The sequence below is a fragment of the Actinomadura miaoliensis genome, from assembly GCF_039536785.1.
GTDB lineage: Bacteria > Actinomycetota > Actinomycetes > Streptosporangiales > Streptosporangiaceae > Spirillospora > Spirillospora miaoliensis.
In genome coordinates this window covers 51,632-63,431 of sequence record NZ_BAAAZG010000040.1, presented here as the reverse complement: position 1 = coordinate 63,431, position 11,800 = coordinate 51,632, and the positions used below count along the sequence as shown (strand labels likewise).

At 72.8% G+C, this 11,800-nt stretch carries 9 protein-coding genes; 4 read left to right on the top strand and 5 right to left on the bottom strand.

The genetic code is table 11. From position 1 onward, the window contains the following. The first annotated feature begins 34 nt into the window (after positions 1 to 34). A complete protein-coding gene (locus ABD811_RS26475; RefSeq protein WP_344952887.1) occupies positions 35 to 2,293 on the top strand; it encodes an FUSC family protein in 2,259 nt (752 codons plus the stop codon). 61 nt (positions 2,294 to 2,354) lie between these two features. Here the strand turns inward: ABD811_RS26475 and ABD811_RS26470 are convergent, their stop codons facing one another. The 5 genes from ABD811_RS26470 to ABD811_RS26450 all read right to left on the bottom strand — a co-directional run bounded on the left by ABD811_RS26470 (position 2,355) and on the right by ABD811_RS26450 (position 7,756). Further along, positions 2,355 to 2,825, bottom strand: coding sequence for a SixA phosphatase family protein (locus ABD811_RS26470; protein ID WP_344952885.1), 471 nt, complete (start codon positions 2,823 to 2,825; stop codon positions 2,355 to 2,357). A 320-nt stretch (positions 2,826 to 3,145) separates the two neighbouring features. After that, on the bottom strand, positions 3,146 to 5,599 hold the full coding sequence (locus ABD811_RS26465) for a sodium-translocating pyrophosphatase (protein WP_344952883.1): 2,454 nt from the start codon (positions 5,597 to 5,599) through the stop codon (positions 3,146 to 3,148). A gap of 548 nt (positions 5,600 to 6,147) precedes the next feature. Continuing rightward, the gene (locus ABD811_RS26460; RefSeq protein WP_344952881.1) at positions 6,148 to 6,567 is read right to left on the bottom strand and encodes a phosphoribosyl-AMP cyclohydrolase; all 420 of its coding nucleotides are present in this window, start codon (positions 6,565 to 6,567) and stop codon (positions 6,148 to 6,150) included. Positions 6,568 to 6,947: 380 nt separating this feature from the next. Next, on the bottom strand, positions 6,948 to 7,388 hold the full coding sequence (locus tag ABD811_RS26455; RefSeq protein ID WP_344952879.1) for an ATP-binding protein: 441 nt from the start codon (positions 7,386 to 7,388) through the stop codon (positions 6,948 to 6,950). Positions 7,389 to 7,402: 14 nt separating this feature from the next. After that, positions 7,403 to 7,756, bottom strand: a complete 354-nt coding sequence (locus ABD811_RS26450; protein ID WP_344952877.1) for an STAS domain-containing protein — start codon at positions 7,754 to 7,756, stop codon at positions 7,403 to 7,405. 255 nt (positions 7,757 to 8,011) lie between these two features. On the opposite strand from ABD811_RS26450, the gene ABD811_RS26445 reads away from it, so the two are divergent. From ABD811_RS26445 to ABD811_RS26435, 3 genes are all read left to right on the top strand, one after another. After that, complete coding sequence (locus ABD811_RS26445) at positions 8,012 to 10,318, top strand: DEAD/DEAH box helicase (protein WP_344952875.1); 2,307 nt, start codon at positions 8,012 to 8,014, stop codon at positions 10,316 to 10,318. A 207-nt stretch (positions 10,319 to 10,525) separates the two neighbouring features. Beyond that, on the top strand, positions 10,526 to 11,047 hold the full coding sequence (locus tag ABD811_RS26440; RefSeq protein ID WP_344952873.1) for a helix-turn-helix transcriptional regulator: 522 nt from the start codon (positions 10,526 to 10,528) through the stop codon (positions 11,045 to 11,047). Positions 11,048 to 11,067: 20 nt separating this feature from the next. Then, on the top strand, positions 11,068 to 11,799 hold the full coding sequence (locus ABD811_RS26435) for an ABC transporter ATP-binding protein (protein WP_344952871.1): 732 nt from the start codon (positions 11,068 to 11,070) through the stop codon (positions 11,797 to 11,799). The last annotated feature ends 1 nt before the right edge of the window (position 11,800 follow it).

Here is an 11,800-nt window from a genome sequence, read left to right as displayed (position 1 = left end):
GTGGGATATCGCGCGAGTCCAGGGACGGTGAACGGTGCTGCAGCGTGCGCGTGAGGCGTACGCCGCTATCGGCGGCCGTGCGACACCCTTCTACGGGATCGCCGCCGCGCTCGCTCTGGCCCTCCCACTGATCGTCGGAGCGCTGACCGGGCACGCGGCGCAGGGCGCGATGATCGCGCTCGGCGCGTACCTGGTGGGGCTGCGGGCGCCCGAAGGGCCGTACGGCGCGCGCGCCCGCAACCTGGCCAGCGCCGTGCTGGTGGTCGCGGTCGGCGCGACGATCGGCGGCAACCTGGCCGGGCACACGTGGCTGGCGGTGGTCGTCGTGCCGCCGGTGGTGGCGCTCGGCAGCGTGTTCCCGTGGATCGGCCCGACCGCCGGGCTCGCCGTGCTCCTCACCGCCATCCGCCCGTCCACGGGGGACGTCCTCTACGGCGGGTTCCTCGAACTGCTCGGCGGGCTGCTGGTCAGCGCGCTGCTGCTCGCCCCTTGGCCCGCGCGGCGGCTGCGTCCCCTGCGCGGCGCGCTGGGCGAGGCCGCCGACGCCGTCGCCGAGCTGCTCGACGCCGTCGCCCAGGACGTCGGCGAGCAGCACACCGAGGCGCTCGACGACGTCGAGGTCGCCGACCCGGGTCTGGCCGCCGTCACCCGCAAGCCCGACTGGGAGGAGGCGCGCCGGGCCGCGTCGCGCGCCCTGACCAACGCCCGCGCCACGTACGGCTTCTACCGGTCGGGCCGCGGACGCGAGGAGCCCACCCGCCCCGAACGGCTCATCGAGGCGCTCTCCCGCGTCATGCACGAGACCGTGGCGCTGCACTCGCTGATGGACGCGGCGCGGCGCCGTCCGCCCGGCCGCGAATGGGAGATGGAGGCGCGGGTCGCCGTCGCCGCCCTGGCCGCCCGGCTGCGCCTGCTGGCGGGCGCCGTCGCCGCGCCGGACGGCGGGCCGCTGGGCGACACCGACTCGGCCGCCGTGCGCCGCCTGGGCCGCCAGATCGAGGCGATCCGCCGGGCCAGCCTGGCCGGCGAGGAGGACCTGGTCGCCGCCGCGCTGCTGGTGCAGATCCGCCGGTCGGTGGAACGGATCTCCGGCGGCATCGAGTCGGCGCGCCGCGTGGTGTCCGGCGGCCTGCGGATCGGGTTCGGGCCGCCCCGGCTGCCGGCCGCGCCGCACCGGATCTCGGTGCTGAACCGCTTCGGCACCGCCGTGCGCACCCGCTCGCCGGGGTTCCGGCAGGCCATGCGGGTGCTCGTCACCGCGGCCGTGGCGATGGCGCTGGCCGCGGCGCTGCGCCTGCCGCACGGACAGTGGCTGACGATCACCGCGGCGCTCGGGCTGCGTGCCACCTACGACGAGACCGTCACGCACCTGATCCAGCGCGTCGGCGGCACCGTGCTCGGGTCGGCGATCGCCGCGATCCTGCTGGCGCTGGCGCCCGGCCAGCTCGCCGCGGCGATCATCCTGTTCCTCTTCGCGATCATCGCCTTCACGCTGCGGTCGGTGAACTTCGGGTACTGGATGCTGTTCGGCACGCCGGTGTTCCTGATGCTGCTGGACTTCTCCACGCCGTCGGACTGGACCGCGGCGGGCGAGCGCATCGCCCTCGTCATCGCCGGGGGGCTGCTGGCGTTCCTGGCCACCCGGCTGCTGTGGCCCACCGGCCACGCCGAACGGCTGCCCACCCAGCTCGGCCAGCTGCTCACCGTCCACGCCGACCTGGTGCGCGCCACCGCCGCCGTCGTGGAGGGCGACGCCGAACGGCTCCCGCACGACAAGGTCGTGGCGGCGGAGCAGGCCGTGGAGACGGTGACCGACTCGCGCAACCGCCTGGAGAACGAACGCGTCCCCGACACCGAGCGCATCGCCCGGCTGGACGACGCGATCAGCGCCGCCCGCAGCATCCGCGACCACCTCATCGCGGTCACCCGCATGGCCCGCCAGGACGCCGAGGACGTCGGCCCCGTCCCCGAGATCCTCGACCGCGTCGCCGACCACCTGGAGGAGACCTACGACCGCCTGTCCGCCCCGGAGCCGGCCGATGCCGACCTGCCGCCCCTGCGCGAACGCCTGGACGACGACTTCGCCGATCTCGACAGCCACATGGCGAAGCTGGCCCGCCGCCGCCGCGCCGAGATCAAGGAGGGCGTGAGCACCGACGAGTACACGCCCCTGCGGCACGCGGTGCTGCAGATCTCCGGGACCCGCTACGCGCTGCGGTCGCTGCGCAAGGACGTCGACGACCTGGTCACCCAATGCCTGGCCGCCGCGGCACCCTCGGCTGAGCGCTCCTAGGGCTCGGGGGCTCCGAGGCGCCTTCGGCCTCCTGGGGCGCCGCCTCGTCGGCTGGGCGCGCCTAGGGCTGCTTGGGGGTGCGGAACGTGACGAGCGTGCCCGCCCCGGGCCAGGCGTCCGTCCAGCCGCCCTCCCACTCGATCACGGCGAGCGCGCACGTGGGGAAGGCGTCCGGGGCGGCCCCGGTCAGGTCGTGGACGAGCTGGTGCACCGACGGGTTGTGCCCGACGAGCAGCAGCGTGCGCACGTCGTCGTCGGCCTCGCGGACGAGGGTGAGCAGCGTGTCGGCGTCGTTGTCGTAGATCTGGGACTCGTACCGCACCGCCGCCGGGACCGCCAGCCGTTCCAGGGTCTCCCGGGTCCGCACGGCGGTCGAGCACAACACCAGGTCGGGCACGAGGCCCCGGTCGCGCAGCCACTCGCCCGCCGCTTCCGCGTCCCGCCGTCCCCGATCGGCGAGGCTCCGCTCGATGTCGGGCATCCCCCCGCCCGGGACCGCCTTGGCATGGCGCAGAACGAGCAACGTCGACATGCCCGCCACCCTAACCGTCCCGCCGCCGGGGCCCGGTCAGGGGGCGACCAGCGCGGCCAGGAGCCACAGAAGGGCGATCATCCCGAGCATCCCGCCGAGGATGACGGCCAGCCCCTTGGGTCCGGACATCGTGGACTTCCCCGTGCTCACCGCACGCCTCCTCGTGATCATCAAGGGGGGCGTCGCGCCCTCGTCCAGCGTACGACCACCCCGCCCGAGCCCCGCACCGGCCCCGCGGCACGCGCGGACGGCGGGACGCCGGGGCGCGGCACGCGCGGGGCCGGCGACCGAGACGGCCGCCGGCCCCGACGCGGCTGCGCTCACGCCTTGTTCGCGGACGACTCCTTGCCCGTGTCGGCCTTCCCGTCACCCACGAGCCGGGCCTTCTCTGCGGGCCCGGACGCGGCCGACGCGGCGGGCGCCGTACCGGACGTCACGGCACCGGCCTCGGCGCCGCCCGCCACGGCGGGCTCCGGCTCGCCCGCGCCGATCAGGTCCGCGCGCCGCTTGGAGACCACGATCGCGCCGACCACGACGCCCACGGCCACCACGGTCACGCCCACCCGCAGCGGCACGTTGCCCGCGTACGTGACGACCGCGTCCGCGATCAGCAACGCCACCAGGTTCATCACCTTGATCAGCGGGTTGATGGCCGGGCCCGCGGTGTCCTTGAACGGGTCGCCGACCGTGTCGCCGATCACCGTGGCCTCGTGCGCCTCGCTGCCCTTGCCGCCGAGGTTGCCCTCCTCGACCAGCTTCTTGGCGTTGTCCCAGGCGCCGCCGGAGTTGGCCAGGAACACCGCCATCAGCACACCGGCCGCGATCGCGCCGCCGAGGAAGGCGCCCAGCGGCGCGTACCCCAGCGCGAACCCGACCGCGATCGGCGTCATGATCGCCAGCAGACCCGGGGTGGCCAGCTCGCGCTGGGCGTCCCGGGTGCAGATGTCGACCACCCGGTCATAGTCGGGCTTCTCGGTGAAGTCCATGATCCCGGGCTTGGTGCGGAACTGCTCGCGCACCTCCACCACGACCCGTCCGGCCGCCCGGCCCACCGCCATGATCGCCAGGCCGGAGAACAGGAACACCACGGCCGCGCCGACGATCAGCCCGATCAGCACGTTCGGGTTGTCGATGGACAGGCTGAAGTTCGCGAACGAGCCGAGCGCGTCGCGGGCGTCCGCGGACGCGTCGCCCAGCGCGCTGACGACCGTCGTGCGGAACGAGCCGAACAGCGCGGTCGCCGCCAGCACGGCGGTGGCGATCGCGATGCCCTTGGTGATCGCCTTGGTGGTGTTGCCCACCGCGTCCAGCCGCTCCAGCACGGCCGCGCCCTCGCCCTGGACGTCGCCGGACATCTCGGCGATGCCCTGCGCGTTGTCGGACACCGGGCCGAAGGTGTCCATCGACACGATCACGCCGACCGTGGTGAGCAGGCCGGTCCCGGCCATGGCCACCGCGAACAGCGCCACGGTGGTGTTGCCGAAGCCCAGCAGGAACGCCCCGTACACCGCGCCGCCCACGACCAGCGCCGTGTAGACGGCCGACTCCAGGCCCAGCGAGATGCCCGAGAGGATCACCGTGGCGGGGCCGGTGCGGGCGCTGCCGGTGACCTCCTTGACCGGCTTGCGGCTGGTCTCGGTGAAGTAGCCGGTGAGCAGCTGGATGGCGCTGGCCAGCACGATGCCGATCAGCACCGCGCCGAGGGCCACCCAGCGCGGGTCGGCGTCCAGGCCGCGGATGGACTGGTCGGTGACGCCCGACAGGTCGGCGAACGAGGACGGCAGGTAGACGAACGCCGCGACCGCCACCAGCACCGCCGAGATCACCGCCGACAGGAAGAAGCCCCGGTTGATGGCGGACATCCCGGAGCGGTCGCGGGCGCGCGGCGCCACCGCGAAGATGCCGATCACCGCGGTGACGACACCGATCATCGGTACCACCAGCGGGAACACCAGGCCCTCGGTGCCGAACGCGGCCGAGCCGAGGATCAGCGCGGCCACCAGTGTCACCGCGTACGACTCGAACAGGTCGGCCGCCATGCCCGCGCAGTCGCCGACGTTGTCGCCCACGTTGTCGGCGATGGTCGCCGCGTTGCGCGGGTCGTCCTCGGGGATCCCCTGCTCGACCTTGCCCACCAGGTCGGCGCCCACGTCCGCGGCCTTGGTGAAGATGCCGCCGCCGACCCGCATGAACATCGCCAGCAGGGCCGCCCCGAAGCCGAAGCCCTCCAGCACCTTCGGCGCGTCGCCCTTGTACGCCAGCACCACCACCGCCGCGCCGAACAGGCCGAGCCCGACGGTGAACATCCCCGCGACGCCCCCGGTGCGGAACGCGATGCGCATCGCCCGGCGCTCGCCGCCCTCCTCCCGGGCCGCGGCGGCCACGCGGACGTTGCCGCGCACCGCCAGCCACATCCCGGCGAACCCGGTGACCGCGGAGAACAGCGCCCCGATGACGAAGAAGACCGACCGCCCCACCCGTTCGGAGGTGGAGTCGGCCGGCAGGAGCAGCAGCAGAAGCGGGATGAGCACCACGAAGACCGCGACCGTGCGGAACTGGCGTTTCAGATAGGCGCTCGCGCCCTCCTGCACCGCCCGCGCGATGTTCTGCATCTTCTCGGTGCCCTGGCCGGCGCCCAGCACCTCGCGTACCAGTCCCGCGGCGACGGCCAGTGCCAGCAGAGCGATCACCGCGACGACGACGACCAGTGTCTGGTCGCCGCCGCCGAGATCCACTTCTGCGCCGGCCGGGCTTGACAGGGAAAGCCCAGACATGCGTCCTCCTCGACAGGGGCGAGCGAGCTCAGATCGTCCAAAAGGACGATCTTTACCGCGTACCCCGCGAGTGGCCGTTTTAGACACCTCGCACGGCAACGCGGGTGCCGGGAGTCTACGCAGGTAACGGAAAGATGAGAACCCCACGAGCTCGACATCGAAGGGGAGATTCGGAAACGCTCAGCTTTACGTCAGGATTTCCCGCAAAAGTAGACACTTGCCGCATCGCTGCAGGTCAGCGGCATCACGGCGGCACTTCTGGCCCTGTCCGGCGCCTCACCGCACCGCATCCTGACGCGCTTTTTACCTCAAACCACAACCCGCATTACGTACCGGCCCAAACCGACCGACACCGCCCACTCCAGAAGATGATCTCATAAGCGCCGCACCGCTCCGGCCCCACCCGCGGCCGCCCACCGGCCGCCCGCCCTCGCGACGAATCACAATTCGCTGCGATCCCATATGATCAATAATCGATTGTGCATTTTTTCGCAAAGTCTGAGACGGGACCGGGGCGGTGGCGATGACGACCCCGCGGTGCGCTCGCGCTACTCGTAGAGCCCTGGCACGGGGCGGAGCGCGCCCTCGTCCCCGATCGCCCGGTAGTAGCAGGTGCGGCGCGCCTGCCCGGAGGGCAGCTTGGTGTGGCAGGCCCCACCCGTCGTGGGACGGACCAGGTAGAGCAACGAGTTCTGCTCGCAGTTGACGCGGACCTCGACCAGGGCCAGCGTGTCCCCCGACGTGGCCCCCTTGCGCCACAGCTCGTTACGGGACGTGGACCACAGGACGGCGATGCCCTCGTCGAGCGACGCCCGCAGCGCCCTCTCGTTCGCGTACCCCACGAACAGGACCTCGCCGCTGTCGGCGTCCTGCAGCACGACGGGCACGACCTGCGCCCCTGTGGCGGCGACCGCGGCCAGCTTCCCGAAGTCGAGTTCGAGCTTGAGACCTTCTTCGAGCTCGTTCATCTGCTTCCTCCTCCATGACGACGCCCCGGGCGGGGCAGGGGAACGTGTACCCCGGACGCCAAGGAGCCGGTACGGCATTCCACGCTCGTACCGGCTCCTGGCTCGTTACGGATTCGACCTTGGCCCGCCGGGGTCGGCTCGCCCACCTTCGCGATGGGGGCGGGCTGCGTGACGCGCCGTCCGCCTCGGCAGGCGTCGCGTCCGCCTCTGGCGCCGGGGTCCGCGCCCGGGACTGCTCGCGGTCGGCTCTGGCCACGTCCCCGCCCGCATACGCGTACGGTGGCCGCCGCCCCTTGCAGTTCCCGCGTCCATGGTGGCGGGTGCGGGGGCGCAGCCTGTCCGGGCGGCCCGCGCGGCCTGCCCGGGGCGGCGGACGGGGGTCAGCTCTGGGGCGGCACGCCCTCTTCAGCGGGCCAGCTCATCCGGATCTGGACGCCCTTGGGGGTCGAGGAGATCTCCACGTCGTCCGCCAGGCCGGAGATGACCGCCAGGCCCAGCTCGGCGGTGCCGTCCCCCAGCGCGTACTCCAGGCCGTCCGGCGCGGCGGGCAGGCCGCGGCCGGCGTCCTCACTGGGAACGGTGTCGCTGACGGTCACTTCGAACCGGCGGCCGGTGCCGCTCAGCTCCAGCCGTACCGGTTCGTCCGGACAGTGCCGCTGGTGCGCCTCGACGGCACGCGAACACGCCTCGCCCACCGCCAGCCGGACCTCGTCCAGCAGGGCCTCGGCGACGCCGCTGCGGCGGGCCACCGCCGTGACGATCAGCCGTGCCGTGCGGACATGAGCCGGCAGGGCGCTGAAAGTGAGCTCAACGGGTCCCATCGCGGCCGGGCCGTTTATTTGGCGCCCTTGCGCTTTTCCTCGGCCTCGGCGATCGAGTCGTGGATGCCGAAGACCTTGGTCAGGCCGGTGATGCGGAAGATCTTCAGGATGCGCTCCTGGGTGCACACCAGCTCCAGCGACCCGTCGTGCGCCCGCACCCGCTTCAGGCCGCCGACCAGCACGCCGAGACCGGTCGAGTCGAGGAACTCGACCTTCTCCATGTCAACGAGGAGGTGGAACTTGCCCTTGTTGACCAGGTCGATGAGCTTCTCGCGCAGCCTCGGCGCCGTGTAGACGTCGATCTCGCCCTCCACCGTGATGACGGTGAGGCCATCTTCGGTGGTGTAGTCGTTCACCTTAAGGTCCACAGATCCTCCAGCGCCATGCAGCACACTTCGATCCCGTCGTCCACGAAACCGGCCGCGGGGGGCGGTTCGCGGGCGCCGGGACTCCGCCGTGATTCAATCACGCTCCGGCGTCGAGTACGCGCGTTATCGCCCAGTCGGACGAAACTTCGTACGGCCGTCTGACCTGCTGATCTGCCGGTCGTGACGAGGGGATGCAGCCCTGCGGCGCCGGGGCGTTCACGTACTTGTGCCCAGGCTGGCAGACTGAAAAACCTGATGGGCCCGCAAAGATCTTCGACCCCCCTGGACCGGCTGCTGGCCGTGCCGTCCCGGCGCGACCGCATCACCCACGTCCAGCAGGTTCCCGCACGTCAGGGCCGTCGCGCCGACTGGCCGCGGTGGGCCCCGCAGACGCTGGTGCGGCGGCTGGCCGCCGCGGGGATCGAGGCGCCCTGGGAGCACCAGGCCGAGGCGGCCGAGCACGCCCGGGCGGGACGCTCTGTGATCATCGCCACAGGCACCGCGTCCGGGAAGTCGCTGGCCTATCTGCTGCCCGCCGTCGCCTCCATCTACGAGGAGGAGGCGCGGAGCCAGGGCACTGTGCTCTATCTCTCCCCCACCAAGGCGTTGGCCGCCGACCAGCTTCGTGCGCTGCGGTCACTGCGGTTGACGCGGGTGCGGGCGGCCACCTACGACGGGGACACGCCCCGTGACGAACGCGCCTGGGTGCGGCAGCACGCCAACTACGTGCTGACCAACCCCGACATGTTGCACCGCTCGATACTCCCCGCGCACGGACGGTGGGGCGCCTTCCTGCGTCGCCTGCGCTACGTCATCGTGGACGAGGCCCATGGGTATAGGGGCGTGTTCGGTTCTCATGTGGCGCAGGTGCTGCGGCGCCTTCGCCGGGTGTGCGCGCGGTACGGGGCGTCGCCCGTCTTCATCCTTGCCTCGGCCACCACATCCGAACCTGCGACGACCGCGTCCCGCCTTACGGGCCTGGACGTGGTGGCGGTGGACGACGACGCGTCCCCTCGGGGGCCGGCCACGTTCGCCCTGTGGGAGCCCCCGCTGACCGAGCTGCGCGGAGAGCAGGGCGCCCCCGTCCGCCGTACCGCCACCGCCGAGACCGGTGACCTTCTGGCCGATCTGGTGGTCGAGGGTGTGCAGACGCTGGCGTTCGTCCGCTCGCGGCGCGGCGCGGAGTCGGTGGCGCTCGGAGCCAAGCGCGCGCTGGAGGAGGCCGCCCCCGAGCTTCTCGACCAGGTGGCGGCCTACCGCGCGGGCTACCTGCCCGAGGAACGGCGCGCGCTTGAGGCCGCCCTGCGCTCACGCGAACTGATCGGCCTCGCCAGCACCAACGCCCTGGAACTGGGCGTCGACGTGTCCGGCCTGGACGCGGTGGTCGTCTGCGGTTGGCCCGGCACCCGCGCGTCCCTCTGGCAGCAGGCGGGCCGCGCCGGACGCTCCGGGCAGGCCGCGCTCGCCGTCCTCGTCGCCCGTGACGACCCCCTGGACACCTACCTCGTCCACCACCCGGAGGCGATCTTCGGAACGCCGGTCGAGGCCACCGTGCTCGACCCCGACAACCCGTACGTCCTCGAACCGCACCTGTGCGCCGCCGCGTCCGAGCTGCCGCTGACCGAGGACGACCTCGACCTGTTCGGGCCGTCCACCGCCGACCTCCTGCCGGACCTGGTGCGCCGCGGCATGCTGCGCCGCCGTCCCGCCGGGTGGTACTGGACGCGCCGCGACAAGGCCGCCGACCTGGCCGACATCCGCGGCGCGGGCGGCCCGCCGGTCCAGGTCGTCGAGGCCGCCACGGGACGCCTGCTGGGCACCGTGGACGAGGCGTCGGCGCACACCACCGTCCACGAGGGCGCCGTCTACATCCACCAGGGCGAGTCGTTCATCGTCCAGACGCTCGACCTGGACGACTCGGTCGCGCTGGTGGAGGAGGCCGAGCCCGACTACTCCACCACCGCGCGTGACGTCACCGACATCCGGGTGATCGAGCGCCTGCGCTCGGTCTCCTGGGGCGAGGCGACGCTCAACTACGGCACCGTCGACGTGACACGGCAGGTCGTCGCGTACCAGATGCGGCGCCTGCAGACCGGGGAGATGCTCGGCGAGAAGCCCCTGAACCTGCCTCCGCGCACCCTGCGCACCCGCGCCGTGTGGTGGACGCTGTCGGAGACCCAGGTGGAGGGCCTGGGCGACCTCGACCTGGCGGGCTCTGCCCACGCCGCCGAACACGCCTCCATCGGACTGCTGCCCCTGTACGCGACCTGCGACCGCTGGGACATCGGCGGCGTCTCCACCGCCCTCCACCCCGACACGGGCCTGCTGACGGTTTTCGTATACGACGGCCATGAGGGCGGCGCCGGATTCGCCGAACGCGGCTACGCCAACGCCGCCACCTGGCTGCACGCGACCCGCGAGGCCATCACCGCCTGCGAGTGCGAATCCGGGTGCCCCTCCTGCATCCAGTCGCCCAAGTGCGGTAACGGCAACGACCCGTTGGACAAGCACGGCGCCCTGGTCATGCTGGCCGAACTCCTCCGCCACGCCCCCACCCCCTAGGCCACCAGGGCGGGCGCTCTGATCCGCGCGTGGCGCCGGCGATGAACCTGGACATGCTGCGCTCACGCCGACTGCGGCGCGAGACGCCGGAACCGTCGACACCCGTCACCATTGACACTCCCAGGGGCCTCGTCGCTCATGAGGGGCGGCTCGCTTGACCGGCCCATAGTTAACCGTTATCTATATGGCTGACCGTTAGGGGGCCAGATGCAGGACGTGGTGCTGGCGCTGCTGGCCAAGGAGCCCGCGCACGGGTACCAGCTGCGCGCCAGGCTGCAGGACGCGCTCGGCCCGCTCGGCGACGACCTCAACGCCGGGCAGGTGTACGTGACGTTGCGGCGCCTGGAGAAGGCGGGGCTGGTGACCGCGCGGCTCGTCGGGCAGACCGACCGGCCCGACCGCAAGGTCTACGAACTGACGCCCGCGGGCCAGGAACGCGTCACCCACTGGCTGGCCGACGTGGACCGCGCGTCCCGCCCGGCGCCCACCGACCTCTACCTGAAGCTCGTGGCCGCCGCCTCGTCCGGGCTGGCCGACCCCGTGGACATCGTCGACGCCCAGCGGCGCGAACTGCTGCGACGGCTGGCGGACGTCCAGCGGGCGGCGCTCGACCAGCCCGCCGGGTCCGGCCCGGCACTGCTCCTGGAAGGCGCCGTCCTGCGCCTGCAGGCCGACCTGCGCTGGCTGGACGCGTGCGCCGCCCACTGGGCCGACCGCCCGCGGGGCTGACCGGAAAGAAGTGAGGAACCGTGGAACCCATCCTGCGGGCCCATCGCCTGCGCAAGCACTACGGCACGGGCACGGGCCTGGTCCGCGCCGTCGACGACGTCGACCTCGACGTCGCCCCCGGTGAGGCGCTGGGCGTCGTCGGCCCGAGCGGCTGCGGCAAATCGACCTTGCTGCACCTGCTCGGCATGCTGGACCGTCCGGACGGCGGCCAGATCTGGCTCGGCGGCGAGCGGGTCGACCGGCTGAGCGAGACCGCGGCCGCCCGGCTGCGCCGCCGCGCGGTCGGGTTCGTGTTCCAGGCGTTCCACCTGGTGGACGAGCTGACCGCGCGGGAGAACGTCGAGCTGCCCGCCCTGCTCGCCGGTGCCTCGCCCCGCGCCGCCCGCCGCCGCGCCGCCGCCCTGCTCGACCGCGTCGGCCTCGCCGACCGCGCGGCGCACCTGCCCGCGCAACTGTCCGGCGGGCAGCGCCAGCGGGTCGCGGTCGCGCGCGCCCTCGTCAACGACCCGGGCCTGCTGCTGGCCGACGAGCCCACCGGCAACCTCGACACCGCGGCCACCGGCGAGGTGCTGCGGCTGTTCGACGAACTGCGCGCCGAGGGCCGCACGCTGGTGATCGTCACGCACGACTCCCGGATCGCCGCGGCCGCCGACCGGCTGATCACCATGCGGGACGGCGTGTTCGTCGACCAGACCGTGCTCGGCCGCACCGGCCACGGCACCGGTCTCGGCGCGATCAGCGGGCTGGTGTGAC

What these genes read in the sequence shown, in the direction of transcription:
- ABD811_RS26470 (WP_344952885.1), bottom strand. Translation starts at nt 2,825, where the DNA reads ATGTCGACGTTGCTCGTTCTGCGCCATGCCAAGGCGGTCCCGGGCGGG.
- ABD811_RS26465 (WP_344952883.1), bottom strand. Translation starts at nt 5,599, where the DNA reads ATGTCTGGGCTTTCCCTGTCAAGCCCGGCCGGCGCAGAAGTGGATCTC.
- ABD811_RS26460 (WP_344952881.1), bottom strand. Translation starts at nt 6,567, where the DNA reads ATGAACGAGCTCGAAGAAGGTCTCAAGCTCGAACTCGACTTCGGGAAG.
- ABD811_RS26455 (WP_344952879.1), bottom strand. Translation starts at nt 7,388, where the DNA reads ATGGGACCCGTTGAGCTCACTTTCAGCGCCCTGCCGGCTCATGTCCGC.
- ABD811_RS26445 (WP_344952875.1), top strand. Translation starts at nt 8,012, where the DNA reads ATGGGCCCGCAAAGATCTTCGACCCCCCTGGACCGGCTGCTGGCCGTG.
- ABD811_RS26440 (WP_344952873.1), top strand. Translation starts at nt 10,526, where the DNA reads ATGCAGGACGTGGTGCTGGCGCTGCTGGCCAAGGAGCCCGCGCACGGG.